Source organism: Luteimonas sp. A478 (assembly GCF_054052025.1).
On sequence record NZ_JBSVRF010000002.1, the window covers coordinates 227,382 to 245,086 of the forward strand.

The following is a 17,705-nucleotide window of genomic DNA, read 5'->3' on the forward strand; positions in this document are numbered from 1 at the left end:
CCCCCTTATGCCACCTTGATCTTACCTGTGACTGCGGCGTTGATCAGGCTGGTCTTGTATTCCTTGAGCGCAGCGATCTGGCTTTCCTTAATTGCGACGCCGTTGTCAATTTTTTTGCACTGCCGTTTGACGTGCTTGACGATACTTCGCTGCTCATCAAGAGGAGGTATCGTTACTAGCGCTCGCTTCAGCCTAGGCCAATACAGGTTGCGCTGGATGGTGCCGACACCTTTTGAATTAATCAGGTAGTGCGCAACAGTAGTGCCAGAGCGGAAGTAGAGGTTGGCAAACTCAGAGTCGAAGCGGTCCGACAGTTCCAGCACGATGTAGGCGGGGCTGACAATCCCTGTCTCAAACGAAACTCCGACGGATCCGCGCCACGCTTGTTGATTGTTTAGAACCAGATCGCCAGGCTCTGCAACCTGATAATTGGACAAATTCAAACTTGTCGCATTCGTTCTTTTTTCTTCGACGTCTTCAAACTTGACTACACCAAGGCCGAGGTAGACCGACAGCAGCGGAAGATCCGGCTTATTTGTTACAGACTTAATTTCAGCCTCGGTAAACAGCGGCTTTACGTCCCAATGCTCCGGTACCGGACCCACCCAGTCGATGCCGCTGTCTTTCTTGGGGACATCGGGGTTCAGGCCGCGGGTGACGGCCTGCTGGATCAGGATCTGCCGCCGCTCGCGCAGAAGCGCGATCTGCTCTTCCTTGATCCGCACCGCCTCGTCCACCTTGGCGCATTTCTCCTCCAGAAACGCTGCGATGGCGTGCTGTTCCTCGAGCAATGGGATTGGCAGGCGCAAATATTTGAAGTCGTCATAGGAAAGGTTCTGCCGCAACCCCGAACCGAGCGCGTAGAACACCTTCTTCACGTCGTAGGAATGGAGAAGGTAATGGAGGAACACAGGATCAATTTCGGCCTTCGGGCGCAAATTGATGTAGGCCGATGTAATGATGCCCTTGTCCCGTGCCAGCCCGGTACGCAGGCTTCTCTTGTCGTTCTGGAGGTCCGTGCCGCGAATGATGATGTCGCCGGGTTCGACGATCTGATATGTCTCAAAGCTTTCCGGTACCAGTCCAGTCAGCTTGTCCTCGTCTTTCACAATCACTCGGCCATAGCTGAGGGAAAGCACAGTGTCTTCCTTCATCCCAGTGTTTTTGTCCTTGCTCTCATACAGACACTGGCGGCCCGGCTCGACACGCCAGTCGGATGGCACGTCCCCGATCCACTCGACACCACTATCTTTGAAGCTGTCATAGGTTGGCAACGAGGCAAGCGTCATCACACCGCCTCCGCCAACTTGGCCGTCTTCACCCCTAAGATATCGGCGATCAGGCCATCGGCCTTTTGCTCCAGCGCCAGAATATCCTGCGTCACCTCCTCCAGGCTGCGCAGCGGCTTGTGGCGGTAGAAATACTTGTTGAAGCTGATCTCGTAGCCGATCTTCACCGTGTCCAGGTTGATCCAGGCCTCGGGCACATGCGGCTGCACCTCGGACTTGTAGTAGCGGTGGATGCTGTCCTTCAGCGGCACCGACTCGCTGTCGCGCAGCTCGGTGCTGGATTCATAGGTCACGTAGCGGCCATCCGGTTGGACGTAGAAGCCGAAGTCCGCCAGGTCGTCGATATCGCAGCCCAGCCGCGCCGCGAGCTCCGCCAGCTCGGACTTCGTGAAGCGCAGGATCTTGCTGATGACCTTCTCGGCATCTTCCGCATACCAGCTGACCGCGTTGAGGATGGCGTTGCGCTCGGCCGCTGACAGCCTGATCTTGTGGTCCTTCAGCACCTTGGCCACGTGGTCGCGGAAGGCGTTGAAATCCGCCGTCTCCCCAGTGCCGATGGCGTCCATCAGCTGATGGCCGGCCTGGAGCAGTTCGCGCTGGCGCAGCCACAGCCCGGTGTCGACCAGCCTGGTGCGCTGCCTGGCGTTCAGGGCGATGGCCTGCTCCTCGCACCATGCCCGGATCACCTTGGCCTGGGATTTCAGGAAGCTGGGTTCATAGACCCTCTCACCATGCTCGGCCCACAGGTGTTCCATGGGTTCGCGGAGGGCTCGGTCAAAGCGAAGGGGCTCCAGCCGTTGGGCGCTGAACTGCGCGCGCCTACGGTCGGGTCGCTCGACGGTGACCTTGCAGTAGCCGAAATCTGCGTTGTCGAAGATCTGCACGGCGATGCCGGTCGGGTCTCCGTTCGCGTCCAGCTGGCGTTCGACCGGCTCGAAGGCCAGGCAGGCAGCGACGATCTCGTCGATATGCTCCGGTGCGAATTCGCAGTTCTTGTCGCCCAGGTTCTTGCGCAGCTTGCGGAACATCAGGTTGGCATCAATCAGCTGCACCTTGCCGCGGCGGGCCTTGGGCTTGGCATTGCTCAGCAGCCAGATATAGGTGGTGATGTCGGTGTTGTAGAACAGGTTGTTGGGCAGCTGGATGATGGTGTCCAGCATGTCGTTTTCGATGATGTAGCGGCGGATGTTGGATTCGCCGCTGCCCGCGTCGCCGGTGAACAGGCTCGAGCCGTTGTGGACGCTGGCGATGCGCGAGCCGATGGGGCTATCGGCGGTGGGCTTCATCTTGCTCACCATCTCCATCAGGAACAACAGCTGTCCGTCGCTGGAGCGCGGGGTGGCATCGACGGTCTCCGTTTCGCCCCAGTAATTGGCCAGTTCCACCTGGAAGCGAGGGTCGATGACCTCGTTGCCGTCCTTGATGTACTTATGGTCGCTCTTCCAGCTCTTGCCGTAGGGCGGGTTGGAGAGCATGAAATCGAAGCGGTGGCCCGAGAACTCGTCGGTGGCAAGCGTTGAACCGACCCTGATGTTCTCGGGGTTGTTGCCCTTGATCATCATGTCGGACTTGCAGATGGCATAGGTCTCGTCGTTGATCTCCTTGCCATAGAGATACACGTCGCCCGTCGCGGCGATCGGGCCTTCTGGATCCTTGATGTGGTTCTGGGCTTCGGTCAGCATCCCGCCGCTGCCGCAGGCCGGGTCATAGATGGTCATCACCGGCGGCAGCCGGTCCTTGATCGGGTCAAAGATGAGGTGGGTCATCAGCTGGATCACCTCACGCGGCGTGAAGTGCTCGCCGGCCTCCTCGTTGTTTTCCTCGTTGAACTTGCGGATCAGCTCTTCGAAGACATAGCCCATGCCCAGGTTCGACAGGCCGGGCATGGTGTTGCCTTCCGGGTCCTCGGCATCGTGCGGCGCTACGTTGATCCAGGGCGAAATGAACTTCTCCAGCACATCGAGCAGCACCTGCTTGCCCGCCATGTGCCGCATCTGCTCAAGCAGCTTGAAGCGGGAGATGATCTCCTTGACGTTGTCACTGAACCCGCCCAGGTACTCCTCGACGTTGGCCAGCAGGATCTGCTGGTTGTTCGTCGCGGTGGAATACAGCTGCTTCAGCGTCCACTTGCTGGTGTTGTAGAACACGTAGCCCGATGCCGCACTCAGGGGCGCATCGTCAAGTTCCATCGCCTTCATCTCTTCGCGCTGGAAGCGGACTTCTTCCAGCACGGCGGCCTTGGTCGGCTCCAGCAGAGTGTCGAGCCGGCGCAGGACGACCATCGGCAGGATGACGTCGCGGTATTTGCCGCGTACGTACACGTCGCGCAGGCAGTCGTCGGCAATGGACCAGATGAAGGAAACGAGTTTGTTGTGTGCTGCGTGGTTCATGTGTGGCGTTCTTCCATGTCGCGCCGGAAAGATTGGCGCGGCTTGCTGAAAGCGACCATTGTCTACTGCTCGCCGACGCTGTGGGACCTGCTACTGGACTGCGCCACCGGTCGCACGCGTCGCACTGCTGCCGGTGAAGGCCGCCGAGATGATCCCACCGGCCGGCTTAGCTTCTTCTGGAGCCTGCGCACCGACGCCTTCGCCCAGAGGGAGACCGACGGCCTGGCCGGATGGATGGACGTACTACACCGGCTTTGGCCCGACACGCGCGACATCTTCGCCGGCATCATCGACCCCGCCCCGCTTGCCTGCGCCCGCTACCGCGACACCGGCATGAAGCACTGGCGCCGTAGCCCCGTCGTGCTGCTGGGCGACTGCGCAGACGCCATGAGCCCGCAGCTCGGCCAGGGCGTGAACATGACGCTGCTCGATGCCGAAGCCCTTACCGCTGCGCTGCACGACGCCACATCGATGGAAACGGCGCTGCAGGCCTACCAGCGTGAGGGCGAGCTCACGTGTGGATCTAGGTAATGACCCAGATGGCTCACGACGCCTATTCAGCGACCCGCAAACTTGCCTCACACGGGATTATATGCATACGCGTTGCGAATTTCGGCATTAAAGAACTGCCCTATTGAGGAGGCCTCCATTAATCTCTCGTGCATAAAAGCCGGCACGTTATAGTACTCGTAAACCTTCCCAGTCTTTACAAATTCCACTTCCAACGTTTCCGAGGCGGGATCGTAACCTACTGACGCAATGTTTGATGAACTCACACTTTGCCGTTCCATATTCAGTCCTTCCACCAAGGGTTCTGCGAACGCCATGCCGCCGCCATGGCCGAATAGTCCTCTGCGGTTCTTTTTTTGGCCCAGCACTCTGCCACAAGTGGATCCCCGCTCGCGGGGCGAAATCGCTCGTCGGGAAGGGTGATACGACACCGGACTGGCAACTTTGCTGCCTCTCCTGTGATAACTGCCTCGCCAGTCCGAAGAACTGGCAGACTATCAACGATTCCTGACAAACTATCAGGAAGTGCCGCCTGAACCTTCGACCTGTCCATGGCGTTGGAAAGCCTCAGGGCAAAGAAGGTGCCACATTGCGAAAGAATCGTGTCATCAATCTCGGACGGTCTTTGACTAACGATCATGGCCCCAAGGCCAAACTTGCGTCCTTCTTTGACTATTCGCTGCACTGCGTCTCTGGCTGGGTTCTCGTTGTCATGACCAAGGTAACGGTGCGCCTCCTCCATAACCATCAGTAGCGGGCGCTGCCTGCCACCTTCTGGTCGGAGGCGGGCCCAAAATAGGCTCTCGTAGATAATGTTAAGAATTCCGCCGATCAGCCTCATGAGCACTGCACTCGGCACACCGCTCAAGTCCAACACTGTGATCGGCTTGTCATGCCCCAACCAACTTTCCAAAAGATCTGCCAGATCTTTCTCGACTGAGCCCTTCAAATCCGGCTCCCAAGGGCCAGGGTGAAGCATGAAGTCATACTTCCTATCCAGCAGTCGTGACCGCATTTGGTCGAGCTGGCGACGGATCGACAGTACGCCTGTTTTGTTTGCGAAAGGTGGAGCTCCCCCAGGGCCTGGCAAGGGATATGTAGGGGCCTCTAGCGTTCCAGCATCGCCGGGCGCAGTCTGGGCGGACGTTCGCTGGGTGTTTTCGTTCCAAGTCTTCAACTCTGGATCAATAAGCTCAGACCAAAGCGCCTTCAAGCTGAAAGGCAGGGGACTGTCTACAGTAAGTGAATTCAACTCCACACCGGGGGTCGGCTTGACCCCCACCGCTGCGGCCTTCATAGCTAATATGTGGTCATGAATTGCAGCTAACGCCTTTTCCTCAGTTTTTCCAAGAATAAAGTGAAGAAGATCGGAAAGACCCAATGCCCAGTAGGGGATATAGAGCGGAAACTCTCCCTTCAGCGGGCTAATCCGAAACACCTTTGCGGCGTCACTTAACGCATTTCCGTATTCACCATGAATGTCGATTAATAGAATTCGAGCACTCGGAAAACCGGGGCTTTGATCTTGGACAATAGATAACGAGCGCAAAAGGCTGGTTACGGTTGTAGACTTACCTGATCCAGTTGACCCGAGCACTGCGGAGTGCCGCGTAACAAGCTTGTCGAGATCAATCCGCACGGGAATACTCTCCGCGCCCGAAAGCCGACCGACCGCGACTTGCCCGAAGTTGCTACCTCCGTAGATGCGCGTTAAATCATCCTCTGTCACGAGGTGCACTTGGTCGTTGATCGACGGGTATTGACCTATCCCCCTTTCGAATGTGGTCTCGACCACTTCTCCGACCAACTGCACCTTCATCCACCGATCACCTTTAGCGCCGGGATCGACAACTGTCTCAGGCGTAGCTGATGCACCAACGTCTGAAATGATCCCATAAAGGTCGTGATAACCCTGCGGAACTCGTACGAAGCTACCAACTTGACCAACACGGTAACTTCGGCCGCCAATGACGGCGATACCAGACGCGATGCCCTCGTAAAGCCGGACGCTTATTGTTGCACCCGCAACTGCACCGACATGCCCTAGTAACGTCGGCGCGTTCACAAGCCTTCATCCGTATCATCGGAGGCCGTTTCAGAGAGCGGCTCTTTTACTAAGAAAGCCTGCGTTGATCTGGAGGCGGCAAAGAAGCGGGCCAACGGCTCTATCGCGCCAAGCGTGAACTCTGCCGATTTGTCAGGTGATGGCTGACTCCAATAGGAGGAGCGAATCGCACCCCAATCCTTAGAAGGAAGCTCCGTAGGCACGCGCCAGGCTCCTGGCGCTCCATTGATGATTGCCGCGTCACGCGCATAAACACTAAAGTTTGGCAGCCTAGAACCGAGTTCCGCAGCGCACACTTCCTCCTGCAACGTTTTAAATTGAAAAGCGAAAACTGCAGATGACGGATTTGCCGAAAGTCCTTCCGCAACCCGCGTCGAAATATGCGCATCGGCGAATGAGAAACCGGTTGAGATTAGCAAGGTGTCTGGGACGGACAAGAACGATCGCAGCCTATCCAAAAGAGATGTGTAAGGAGCCTTTTGAGTCTGTTCGTACTTCAGATGTTCGGGGAATATTAGGTGACTCGAACTAGAAGTTCCCGAACGTACGACCTCCCCTCTGCTGTTCGATCGCCAACCGAGTGAACCATGCAATTTCCAAAGACGAGTCCAGCGCGGCGGAAGATCATTGCTCGATACGGAAACGGCGTCGAAGAATGGGTTTCGCCCTCCGGTAAACCCGTCGAAATAAGGTGCTCGTATCCTTTCCAGCGCTTCTTCTAGTAATAGATCATAGTTTGTCGTGAAAATTTCTATCGGATGCTCTCTAGCGGCGCCTGTGATCCAGGTTGCGATTTCACTATAAGCAGAGATCTCCTGAGGAAGCCCTACGTTGACGACGTCAGCGATTTTTTCGCAGATTTTCTCGCCTAGAGTTCGATAGCCATCTCCATCGAGGCCGTGAACTTCGGCCTTGCCAATCACCTTCGAGAGAGTTCGAACTCGAGAAAGGATGGCTTCGATGTCTTGCCTAGGAGCAATCTCTTCCAGGAGGGCTTGAAGCTGATCTTCGTAAGTTGCCTTGAGTGAATCGAGGACTTGGGCAGTCAGCTCCGCAACCGCTGGGATTAGCGGGTAGCTGCCGTCGCTTTTCTTCATCCCCGCAGAGGCTCCCGCTCCAATGAGGAGCCCGATCCTCTTCCGTCCTCCCGAAATAATCGTCCGCAAAGCAGACATATAATGATCCGGATTGTGAACTGTATGACTAGACATCTTGCCCCCTCAAGACTGGTCGATCTACGTTGCTTCAACCGTTGGCAGCGCCAAGGCATATTAACTTTTCTGCTAGCTCATCATCCTTAATCGCGAACAATGTTGTGGCCGTTTCGGGGTGAGCCACATTCCCGAGGCTTTAAATTTGGCACGTGCGGTATTCGGTTTGAAAAATCTCAAGTACTCCCGTCTGCATCCACGTACCAATATAGCCCTCGTTTGACTATGGACACAGTCTTGGCTCCAAGCCCGACCAACGACCTGCATGCTGTTTCAATGCATTCCTAATGACGTCTGTCCTCCCCGTCAGATGTAAGGCACTCCGCGCGCGGGTCACACCTGTGTACACCAGCTCCCGCGACAGCACGCGGTTGAAGCGCTCTGGTAGCACCAGCCACACCTCATCAAACTCACTCCCCTGCGCTTTGTGCACCGTCATCGCGAACGCGCTGTCATGCGCCGGCAGCGCGGCGGGGTGGAACGGCCGTGGATTGCTCGGGTCATCGCCAGGAAACCACGCCATCAACGTGCCGCTGTCATCGCGCAGGCAGATGCCGATGTCGCCATTGAACAGACGATGGCGATAGCTGTTTTCGGTGATCAGCAGCAGGCGGCCGTGGAAGTAGCGGCTGCCGGCTGACGCCGGGCCGGCGCCGCGGCGGGTGCCGGCGAGCAGCTCCTCGATGCGGGCGTTGAGGCCGCGGGCGCCCTGCGGGCCTTCGCGTACGGCGGTGAGGATGCGCAGGCGGTTGGCGTTGGCGAGGGCTTCGGCGGGGTTGCCGGCTTCGGCGAGCGAGGTCCAGTGGGCGAGGAGGTGGTCGCGGTGGGTTTGCAGCGGGTCGGCGTTGCCTTCGTGGAAGTGGACGCCGGAGAGGGTGCCGCTGCGGAGGAGTGAGAGGGCGGTGTCGCTGTCGCCTTCGCGCACGGCGGTGGCCAGGGGGGCCAGGTCGAGGGTGGAGCTTTGGCGGTAACCGCGGGTGAGGTGGATGTGGTGGGCGGGGAAGGTGGCGTTGGTGGCCGATGGGGCGGGGGCTTCGCGCGCATGGCGCGCTCCTACGGGGAAGGCGTTGGCGGCGGCGAGGATGCCGGTTAGGACGTCGCCGGCTTCGACTGAGGGGAGCTGGTCGGGGTCGCCGAGCAGAACCAGGCGGGCGCCGTCGGGCACGGCTTCGACCAGCTTGGCCATCAGCGGCAGGTCGATCATGGAGGCTTCGTCCACCACCACCACGTCGAGCGGCAGCGGGTTGTCGGCGTGGTGGCGGAAGGTGGGGCTGTCGGGGATGGTGCCGAGCAGGCGGTGCAGGGTGGTGCCGGCGGTGGGCAGGTGGGCGCACAGGACGGGGTCGACGCCAAGGGCGGTCAGCGCCTGCATGGCGTTGCGCACGCTCTCGGCCATGCGCTCGGCGGCGCGGCCGGTGGGTGCGGCCAGGGCGATGCGCGGCGGCGCGGTGCCGGCTTGCAGTGCCTGCGCCACGAGCAGCACCAGCATGCGGGTGATGGTGGTGGTCTTGCCGGTGCCGGGGCCGCCGGTGACCAGCAGCAGGCTGTGGTGGAGGGCGGCGGCGGCGGCGCGGGATTGCAGATCGTCGCCGGTGGCGGCGTCGGGGAAGAGCTGGGCAAAGAGGTCGGCAAGGTGTGCGGGAACCTGTGCGTCGTCGCCATCGTCTTCTGCATGCGAATGCGGCACGGCGCTGCCGATCCGGCGCAGGCCTTCGGCCAGGCGGCGCTCGTACTCGCGGTAGCGGCGCAGGTAGACCAGGCCGTGCTCGAACACGAGCGGGGCGTCGGCGGCGGATTCGGCGTCGCCGGCCTCTGGACAGGCGACCCAGCGCGAGGATTCCAGCGCCTGGCGCCAGGCGTCGGGCGTGGGCCAGTCGATGGGCTCGTCCACCCGGCGCTGCGGGTCGGCCGGGTCGAAGCCGGCATGGCCGGCGGCGACGGCCAGCGAGGCCAGGGCGGCCGCGGCCAGCACGGCATCCGGCGTGTCCGGATCCAGCCGGCGCAGGCTGTGCGCCAGCGCCTGGTCCAATGGGCGCAGCGCGCCGGATTTCACGAGTGCGTTCAACAGGCTCATGCCACCGCCTCGCTGGTTTCGCCGGCGAACAGGGCATCGAGCGCGTGGACGAGGTCGGGATCGAAGCGCCAAGCCTGGATGCCCTTCGCTGCCTGCGCGCCCTGCACGGACTGCCCTCCCCCTTCCTGCCCACCCTTCGCGCCCTTCGCGTCTTCGCGAGACCCCTCCACCCCGCGACAAAACACATAGCGGGCACCGCCAAAATCACGGGCGTACTCGTACCCGTCGCCCAAACGGAAGCGCAGCCAGCGGTGCAGGGCGAGGGTGTAAATCAGCGCTTGCAGGTGGTATTCGCTGTGCGCCATGGCCTCCTCCAGCTGCGCGGGGGCGTAGCCGGGCAGGCGGTTGGATTTGTAGTCGAGCACGTACCAGCGGCCCTCATGCACGTAGGTGAGATCGATGAGGCCGGTCATCAGGCCTTCCAGCCTGCGGCGCATGCCAAAGCCCTGCCGCGCGGTGAGCAGGCCGTGGCGATGCAGCAGGGAGAGCAGCGCATCGACGCGGGTGGGCGCGAGGGCGAACTGGAACTCGATCTCCGGGCGGCGGTTCTCCTCGGGCACGGCCGCGAGCGTGATTCCTTCTGGCAGAGGGACGGTGAGGGTGTGGCCGATCATGGGCACGATCGCGGCCACGCCGTCGTCCATGTCGGCCTCGGCATAGCCACCCTTGCCCAGGGCATCGGTGATCTTCTTGCGCTCGCCTTCCGGGGCGTCGTCGCCGGGGCGCCAGGCGTGCCAGGCGGCGAAGTCGGCGTTTTCGAACGAGTCGTGCAGCACCACGCCGAAGCGGGCGCCGCCGAAGCGCGGGTCGAAATCGGCGGCATCGGCGGGTGCGGCTTCCGGGTTGTCTTCCGGCTCGTCGCGGCCCCCGGCGGCAGGCTGGGTGGCGGCGGTGGAGAGATCGTGGCCAGCGTCGGCGTTGGCCAGCTGGGTGAAGCTGTAGACCCACCAGTCGCTGGCGAGCGTGCGCTTCGTGGTGCGGGCGGCTGGGACCTCTTCCACGGTTTCGGCGCCAAGCCATGGCAGCTGCACAGGCGGCAGCGCGGCGTCGATGGCAATGGCATCCGGCGCGCGCGCGGCCAGCGCTTCGGGGTCGGACACCATGGTCCACAGCGGCGACTGCTGGTGGCAATAGAACATGCCCGTCGCCAGCCACAGGGCGTCGCGGGTGCGGGTGAGGCCGACGTAGAGCAGGCGCGCGTCTTCGGCGCGCTCGCTGCGCTTCCAGGCTTCAGCGGCTTCCTTCCAGCCGCTGTGCTCTTCCTGCAGTTTCCAGTGCAGCACGCGGCCGTCATCGCCGTGCACGGTTACCTTGCGGCCGGGGCTGCGGGGCATGCCGCCAATGCCGACGTAGGGCAGGAACACCAACGGGTATTCCAGGCCCTTGCTCTTGTGCAGGGTGACCACCTGCACGCGGCGGGCGTCGGATTCCAGCCGCAGCTGCTGGGCTTCGTCGTCGGCGCTGGCCTCGGCGATGGCGCGGGCCAGCCAGTCGAGCAGGCCGTGCAGGCCCAGGGCGTTGCGCTGGGCTTCCTGCAATTGCTCGGCCAGCTGCAGGTAGTTGGTGAGACGGCGCTCGCCGTCCATCAGGCCGAGCAGGCGCGGGGCGCTGTGGGCGCACAGCTCGCCAATCAGCGCCAGCGGGCCGCCGCGCTGCAGGCGCTCGCGCCAAGCCAGGGCTTCCAGCTGCTTTTGCTGCAGGGTGGCGCCTTCGGCATCGAGCACAGCGATGGCGTGCGCGTCCTCGCCCACCAGCACGGTGGCCAGCGCAGCGCGCAGGCGGCGGTCGTCGGCGCCGTGCACCAGCGCCTGCAGCAGGGTGTGCAGCTCGCGCGCTTCCGGGGTGGCGAACAGGCTCTGCTTGCCTGCGGCCACCGCCGGGATGCCGACCGCGGCCAGCGCGTCGCGGATCAGGATGGCTTCGCTGTGCTTGCGCACCAGCACGGCGATGTCGCCGGGCCGCACCGGCTCGCCGTTGATGGTGGCGCGCCCTTCGCGGGCATCGGTGAGCACGCAGTGGATCGCGGCCACGCAGGCCTGGGTGGCGAGTTCGCGCGATTGGGGCGAGCTGTGGGGTTTCAGGTTGCCGCTGCGGTCTGTCTCCGTCGGCTGCGGCGCCTGCCACAGGGTCAGCGCCGGGGCGGGTGCGCCATTGCGCTGGTATTCGACGTCATCGCGCGCGCCGCCGGGCTGCACCGGATGGAACTGGATGCGCGGGTCGATGAAAGGCGGGGCGATGTTGTCCCGGTCGGCTTCGTGCGCGGCCTGGGCCTGGCTGTAGAGCGCTTCTATGCTGCCGAGCACGGCGGGACGCGAGCGGAAGTTGTGCGACAGCGGCGGCGCCATGTAAGCGGTCTCGCGGGCGGCCAGGTAGGTCTCCACATCGCCACCGCGAAAGCCGTAGATGGCCTGCTTGGGATCGCCGATCAGGAACAGCGCCGGCTCCGGGCTGTCGGCACCAAACACGCGGTTGAAGATCAGCCACTGGCGCGGGTCGGTGTCCTGGAACTCGTCCACCAGGGCGATGCGGTACTGCCCGCGCAGGCGCTCGGCGAGGGCGTCGCCGTGTTCGCCTTCGAGCGCATCGGCCACGCGGTCAATCAGGTCGTCATAGGTCAGCACCCGCGCCTGCTGCTTGTGACGAAGCATGCGGCGGCGGGCGTCATCGCGCAGGCGGTGCAGCAGGGCCACCTGGCGCGCTTCGCGCAGGCGGTCGACCTCGGCCAATGCGGCGGCGTACTCCGCCACCGCATCGCACAGCGGCGAATCCGGGGTGCGCCCGGCGCCGGCCTTGCTGGTGCGCTTGAGCAGGGTGTCGCGGTGCAGCTGCTCCAGCTTGTCGTGATGGAAGCGGGAGCCGTGGTCACCACGGTCGCACCAGCGGGCAAGCTGGGTGAACAGCTCCTGGATCCATTCGGCCTTGTAGCTGCCGCCATGCAGCACCTTGCCTTCCACCGCGCGCAGCAGTTCATCACGGAAGCCGTCGCCATGGCTGCGCGCGGCTTCGGCGAAGACCTGCGCGGCGGCCTGCAGCATCGGGCCCGGATCGGGCAGCGAGGCCGGCGGCGGGGGCAGCAGCACCGGTTCGCGCACCAGCGGGGAAAGATCCTTGGCCAGCGCGTCGGGACCCTGCGGCCACAGTGCGTACAGGTCGTCGACGCTGGCGGCATCCACCGCGTGCGAGCGCCACAGGTCGGCGGCAATGCCGGCCCGCAGCTCCGCATCGCTGGCCAGCAGTTCGGGCGGATCAAAGCCCTGCCCGCTTTCCAGCGCGTGCTCGCGCAGCACCCGGGCGCAGAAGCCGTGGATGGTGAAGATGGCGGCCATGTCGATGTCGTTCGCCGCCGTACGCAGGCGGCGACGGACGGCGGTGCTGGATTCGCCGCTACGCTCTCTATGCGCTTCGATCAGGGTGCGCATCAGGTCGGCCTCGGGCGAGGCCTCCATGGACAGGCCTGCGGCCACTTCGGCGGCCAGCACCAGGCGCTGACGCACCCGCGCGCGCAGCTCCTGGGTGGCGGCTTCGGTGAAGGTCACGGCAAGGATCTGCCCTACCCCGAGGCCGCGCTCCAGCACCAGCCGCGCCAGCAGGGTGGCCAGGGTGAAGGTCTTGCCGGTGCCGGCCGAGGCCTCGATGGCGTAGACGCCCTCAAGCGGCTGGGTCAGATACGGGTCCTGCGGCGCGCTCACTCGCTGTCCTCCGGTTCGAAGCGTTCGGCCAGGCCGTGGAGCGCGTCGGGGTCGAGGCCGCCATGGACCTTGCCGTCGCGCAGGGCCAGGAACACCAGCAGGGCGGAATCGACGAAGCGCTGCAGGGTGTCCTGATCGGCAAAGGGATCGCAGCCGCGCAGGGCCTGGCGCAGTGCGTCGCCGTGCCCTTCGGCAAAGCCGCCGCCGCTGCCGTGCCACTGGCTGCGCGCGGCTTTTACCCCGCGCTCCAGATTCTCGGCGCCGTTGTATAACGCCCAGCCGCTGTAGGGCGCGTACGGCAGCGGTTCGCGCAGGCCCTGGGCGCGCAGCGCGAGCAGTTCGCGCAGTGCGTTACGTGCATCGACCGTCGACAGCTCCGGACGCTCGAACGGGCCAGGACCCGCGCGGCCGCCGTCGAAGAATTCCACCAGCGGCAGGTTGATACCGGCCGCGCGCGCCAGCAGCCAGTCCAGGCCGCTGCGAATCACGCTCGGCCCGTTGAGTTTGCCGAAGCGCATGCGCGCGATGCCGTGCGGGTATGCATCCTGGATGCGCCCGTGCACACGCACGCCGTCGATCTCCACTTCAGCCAACACCGATCCCGGTTCCGAATCCCCACGCCACTGCGAGAACGCGTCCAGCCACGGCGCCAGCAGCTCGCGCTGGTCGGCCAGCACCCGGCGCCCGGACGCCCCCGACGGCAGCAGGCCGCGAGCCCGCAGCGAGGCGTGGATGGCGGCATCGTCGCGACCGCGCAGCAGTTCGTCGAACAGCTCGCGCTGCAGCACGCTGCGCTCCAGCCCGCCGCCGGGCGCGGCCAGCGGCTCCAGGTCGTCGCCGTGCTCTTCGATCTCGATGAGTCGCATGCCCATGCGGGCGAGCAGCTCTTCGGCCGGGTGCAGCAGGAAGCGCCGCAGCGCACTGATCGACAGCTCCGGCTCGGCCTCGCCCGGCGCGAACGGATCGCCCACGAACCACGGTGGCAGCGCCACCCGCCGGTCGACGGCACCGGCGGCGGCCTGCTGCCAGCGGGCGTGATAGGAAAAGCGGCGCGGCTCGTTGGCCGAGCCAAAGGCTTCCGGCGAGAACGGCTGCAGCGGATGCTGCACCACCAGCGCATCGGCCACCTTTTCTTCCGTATCCGATGCGTGCTGGCCGACGGCGGCGTCGATCAGCTCCGATACCAGCACCGACGGCTCGCGCCGGCTGCCGTCGCGCGGGTCGGCGCCCTGCCAGCTCACGTAGAACACATCCTGGGCGGCAGTGAACAGCTGCAGGAACAGGAAGCGGTCGTCATCGCGGGTGGAGCGGTCGCCGGCGCGGCGCTTGTCGGTGCCGAGTTCCGCGGTGAGGCGGTTGAGGCCGGGGGCAGCATCACGGCGCGGGAATTCGGCGTCGTTCATGCCCAGCACGCAGATCACCCGGAACGGCAGCAACCGCATCGGCACCATGCGCGCGATGCTGACCCCGCCGGTGAGCAGCGGCGCGCGCACGTCGGCCTCGCCCAGCACGGCGCCGAAGTGGGCGCGCACGGCTTCGGCAGGCACCGGCGCATCGAAGTCGGCGCGCTCCGCGGTCTTGGCGAACTCGTCCACCAGCGTGCGCAGCCGGTCCAGCGCACGCTGGCTGGCCGGGCTGGTGGGCGGCTTGGGCAGCAGCGCTTCGAGCAATTCCAGCAGGCGTTCGCGCCACTGCGCCGGCGGCATCGCCTCGCCCAGCACCCTGGCGTAGCGGGCGAGCACGCGCAGCAGGCGGACCAGGGTATCCAGCGCGTCCAGCGCGCTGCCTTCAAGGTCCGGCAGCGGGGCCACGAGGCGGCCGTCGTTCGCGCGAATCAGCGCATCGCTGCCGCTGGCGTGGCCGAGCAGCAGGCGATCGAGGGCGAAGGCCCAGGTATAGGCGTCATCCTCGGGCGCGTCGAAGCGGGCGCGGTGGGCGCCATCCAGGCCCCAGCGCGCGCCGGCTGCCTCCAGCCAGGCCTGCAGCCGCTCGATCGCGGGCGCGTCCAGGCCGTTGGCCTCGGCCAGCGCGGGGCTGGCCAGCAGGTCCAGCGTTTCGTGCAGGCCAAAGCGCGACACCGGCAGCGCCAGCAGGCGCACGAACACTTCGGCCAGCGGTTCGTTGGCCAGCGGGCTGGCGTCGGCCAGTGCATAGGGGATGGCTTGTCCTGAAGCCGCTTCCCCACGACCACCGAACACCGCTTCCAGGTACGGAAGGTAGGGATCGATATCCGGCGCCAGCACCGCGACTTCGCGCGGCTGCAACGGCGGGTCGAAGCGCTCGTCATCGAACAGCGCGCGCAGCTGGTCGCGCAGCACCTGCAGTTCGCGCAGGCGGGTGTGGCAGGCGTGCAGCTGCAGGCTGGGGTCGGTGCGGTCCACCGCCTCGCGCAGCGGCCAGCCGGGCGCGCCACGACGGTGATACAGGTCCGACTGCAGCCGCCGCAGCAGGCTGCCGTGCAGCGCGCCACCGCCCTGGCCCGGGTCGGCATGGGCGTGGATTTCCGCCGAGGCGTGGATCACCTCGTAGTTGCCGACCAGGCGCATGAAGTCGACGCCCGCCGCGCCCCAGGCGCGCAGCAGCGGGGTTTCATCTTCGGCCAGCAGCCCGCTGCCCGCTTCCAGCCAGGCCGCTTCCGGCAGCGCGCGCACCCGCTGCAGGTCGCCCCAGTAGTCCTTTACCGGCGTGGGCACGAAGCAGTGCAGGGTGCCGGCGCGGGCCTGGGTGGCGATCACCCGCAGCACGTCGGGCGAGACGTTGAGGGTGGCGAAGGCCAGCAGCCGCGTGGGCAGGCCCTTGGGCAGGGGCCGCTCCGCGCCTTCGAAGCGGTCGAGGTACTGCTGGATGCGGCGCGCGCGATGGTTGTGCCCGCGCGCGATCCGGCGCCACAGGATGGACTGCGGATCATCCGGATCGGCGCCGCCTTCCCAGCGCAGCAGCCAGTCGCGGCGCCAGGCCTGGTACTTGCCGAACACCTGCGCCAGCTCCCCGGCCAGTGACCAGGCGCGCAGCGGATCGTTGCCCTGCACGTGGGCGGCGATCGCAGCCATCGCCGGCTTGGCCAGCAGCGCGGGATCGGTCAGCGCGGCGTACAGCGGCCAGTGCAGGGTTTCGGGATCCAGCTCATCCTCGCTGGGGCCGAGGTTGGCCTTCAGCGCATTGCCGAGGAACTCACCCGGGGTGAGGAACTCGATGTTGGCCGCCACGCCGTGGCGCGCGGCCAGGGTGGCCTGCAGCCAGCGGCGCATGGCCACCTGCGGGATCAGCACGATATCCGGCGCCAGCGGCGACGCGCCGGGAGCGGGCGTGCGCAGGATGTCGGCCAGCACTCCCGCCAGCACCTCCAGCGAATTGGAGTGGTAGAGGCGGAAGTCGGGCGCAGGAGGCGTGGTCATGGATGCGGCCATTGTGCCGGACGCCAATCGCAATTCCGGAGACAGCGGTTTTATGTAGGAGCGCGCCATGCGCGCGAAGCCGCGTGGATCATGTTTCGCGGGGAGGAGTCGGGCGGTTCGCCATGACCGACGCCCCCGCGGCATGGCCAGGTGTCACGCGGTTTCGCGCGCATGGCGCGCTCCTACGCGAGGGTTAGGATGGTCCCGGGCGTACTTGGCGCAACAGGAGCAGAAGCATGTTCGATCTGTCAGGACAGGTGGCGCTGGTCACCGGCGGCGCTGCGGGCATCGGCCAGGGCATTGCCACGGTATTGGCCAAGGCCGGGGCGAAGGTGGTGGTGGCCGACATCGACGCGGACGCCGGCGCGACCACGGCGAATGACATCGGCGGCGTGTTCAAGCCGCTGGACGTGACCGACCAGGCGCGGGTGCAGGCGGTGGTGGCGGAGATTGTGGAGGAGTCCGGCCAGCTCGACATCCTCGCCTCCAACGCCGGCATCTTCCCCCAGGCCACGCTCGAGGAGATGACCGAGGCCGACTGGGACCACATGCAGGCGGTCAACGTCAAAAGCATGTTCTTCGTGGTGCAGGCGGCGCTGAAGGCGATGGCGCCGCGCGGCTACGGGCGGGTGGTGATCACCTCGTCGATCACCGGGCCGATCACAGGCTTCCCCGGCTGGAGCCACTACGGCGCGAGCAAGGCGGCGCAGCTGGGCTTCATGCGCAGCGCGGCGCTGGAATACGCCAACCGCGGCATCACGGTGAACGCGGTGCAGCCCGGCAACATCCTCACCGACGGCCTGGCGGCACAGGGCGAGGCCTACCTGGACCAGCAGCGCGCGATCATTCCCACCCACACGCTGGGCACGCCGGAGGACATCGGCCACGCGGTGGCGTTCCTGGCATCGCGCGAGGCGGCGTTCATCACCGGACAGACGATCATCGTCGACGGCGGGCAGATCCTGCCGGAATCGCCCGAAGCGTTGCTGTAGCGCAGTCGCGGCGCGACGCTCCGTCCCGCCCGGCGGGACGGAGGTTGCTGTACTGGCCGGTACAATACGGGCCCTGCGTTCAGTAACCAT

10 protein-coding genes are annotated in these 17,705 nt (G+C 64.8%); 2 read left to right on the plus strand and 8 right to left on the minus strand.

Annotation, left to right across the window (positions count from 1 at the left end):
• Positions 1 to 5 precede the first annotated feature (5 nt).
• Together ACW7G3_RS04670 and ACW7G3_RS04675 are read right to left on the minus strand one after the other, a co-directional pair.
• Entirely contained in the window at positions 6 to 1,289 is a 1,284-nt protein-coding gene (locus ACW7G3_RS04670) for a restriction endonuclease subunit S (protein WP_456981391.1), read from the minus strand.
• A complete protein-coding gene (locus ACW7G3_RS04675; protein ID WP_456981392.1) occupies positions 1,289 to 3,679 on the minus strand; it encodes a type I restriction-modification system subunit M in 2,391 nt (796 codons plus the stop codon). Before ACW7G3_RS04675 ends, ACW7G3_RS04670 begins: the two co-directional genes overlap by 1 nt.
• 15 nt (positions 3,680 to 3,694) lie before the next feature.
• Here ACW7G3_RS04675 and ACW7G3_RS04680 point away from each other — a divergent pair, with 15 nt between their 5' ends.
• A complete protein-coding gene (locus ACW7G3_RS04680; RefSeq protein ID WP_456981394.1) occupies positions 3,695 to 4,210 on the plus strand; it encodes an FAD-dependent oxidoreductase in 516 nt (171 codons plus the stop codon).
• A 47-nt stretch (positions 4,211 to 4,257) separates the two neighbouring features.
• Here ACW7G3_RS04680 and ACW7G3_RS04685 read toward each other — a convergent pair whose 3' ends face one another.
• The 6 genes from ACW7G3_RS04685 to recC form a co-directional block, all read right to left on the minus strand.
• Positions 4,258 to 4,506, minus strand: coding sequence for a KTSC domain-containing protein (locus ACW7G3_RS04685; protein ID WP_456981396.1), 249 nt, complete (start codon positions 4,504 to 4,506; stop codon positions 4,258 to 4,260).
• The gene (locus ACW7G3_RS04690; protein ID WP_456981398.1) at positions 4,473 to 6,254 is read right to left on the minus strand and encodes an ATP-binding protein; all 1,782 of its coding nucleotides are present in this window, start codon (positions 6,252 to 6,254) and stop codon (positions 4,473 to 4,475) included. Before ACW7G3_RS04690 ends, ACW7G3_RS04685 begins: the two co-directional genes overlap by 34 nt.
• Complete coding sequence (locus tag ACW7G3_RS04695) at positions 6,251 to 7,351, minus strand: SIR2 family protein (RefSeq protein ID WP_456981399.1); 1,101 nt, start codon at positions 7,349 to 7,351, stop codon at positions 6,251 to 6,253. The genes ACW7G3_RS04690 and ACW7G3_RS04695 overlap by 4 nt, the downstream gene beginning before the upstream one ends.
• Positions 7,352 to 7,688: 337 nt before the next feature.
• Positions 7,689 to 9,539 (minus strand): exodeoxyribonuclease V subunit alpha, encoded by a 1,851-nt coding sequence (gene recD, locus ACW7G3_RS04700; RefSeq protein ID WP_456981401.1) that lies wholly within the window; start codon positions 9,537 to 9,539, stop codon positions 7,689 to 7,691.
• Complete coding sequence (locus ACW7G3_RS04705; protein WP_456981402.1) at positions 9,536 to 13,228, minus strand: UvrD-helicase domain-containing protein; 3,693 nt, start codon at positions 13,226 to 13,228, stop codon at positions 9,536 to 9,538. Before ACW7G3_RS04705 ends, recD begins: the two co-directional genes overlap by 4 nt.
• Positions 13,225 to 16,623 (minus strand): exodeoxyribonuclease V subunit gamma, encoded by a 3,399-nt coding sequence (recC, locus tag ACW7G3_RS04710; protein WP_456981404.1) that lies wholly within the window; start codon positions 16,621 to 16,623, stop codon positions 13,225 to 13,227. Before recC ends, ACW7G3_RS04705 begins: the two co-directional genes overlap by 4 nt.
• A 236-nt stretch (positions 16,624 to 16,859) precedes the next feature.
• On the opposite strand from recC, the gene fabG reads away from it, so the two are divergent.
• Positions 16,860 to 17,615, plus strand: coding sequence for a 3-oxoacyl-ACP reductase FabG (gene fabG, locus ACW7G3_RS04715; RefSeq protein WP_456981406.1), 756 nt, complete (start codon positions 16,860 to 16,862; stop codon positions 17,613 to 17,615).
• The last annotated feature ends 90 nt before the right edge of the window (positions 17,616 to 17,705 follow it).

What these genes read in the sequence shown, in the direction of transcription:
- ACW7G3_RS04670 (WP_456981391.1), bottom strand. Translation starts at nt 1,289, where the DNA reads ATGACGCTTGCCTCGTTGCCAACCTATGACAGCTTCAAAGATAGTGGT.
- ACW7G3_RS04675 (WP_456981392.1), bottom strand. Translation starts at nt 3,679, where the DNA reads ATGAACCACGCAGCACACAACAAACTCGTTTCCTTCATCTGGTCCATT.
- ACW7G3_RS04680 (WP_456981394.1), top strand. Translation starts at nt 3,695, where the DNA reads ATGTCGCGCCGGAAAGATTGGCGCGGCTTGCTGAAAGCGACCATTGTC.
- ACW7G3_RS04685 (WP_456981396.1), bottom strand. Translation starts at nt 4,506, where the DNA reads ATGGCGTTCGCAGAACCCTTGGTGGAAGGACTGAATATGGAACGGCAA.
- ACW7G3_RS04695 (WP_456981399.1), bottom strand. Translation starts at nt 7,351, where the DNA reads ATGAAGAAAAGCGACGGCAGCTACCCGCTAATCCCAGCGGTTGCGGAG.
- recD (WP_456981401.1), bottom strand. Translation starts at nt 9,539, where the DNA reads ATGAGCCTGTTGAACGCACTCGTGAAATCCGGCGCGCTGCGCCCATTG.
- recC (WP_456981404.1), bottom strand. Translation starts at nt 16,623, where the DNA reads ATGACCACGCCTCCTGCGCCCGACTTCCGCCTCTACCACTCCAATTCG.
- fabG (WP_456981406.1), top strand. Translation starts at nt 16,860, where the DNA reads ATGTTCGATCTGTCAGGACAGGTGGCGCTGGTCACCGGCGGCGCTGCG.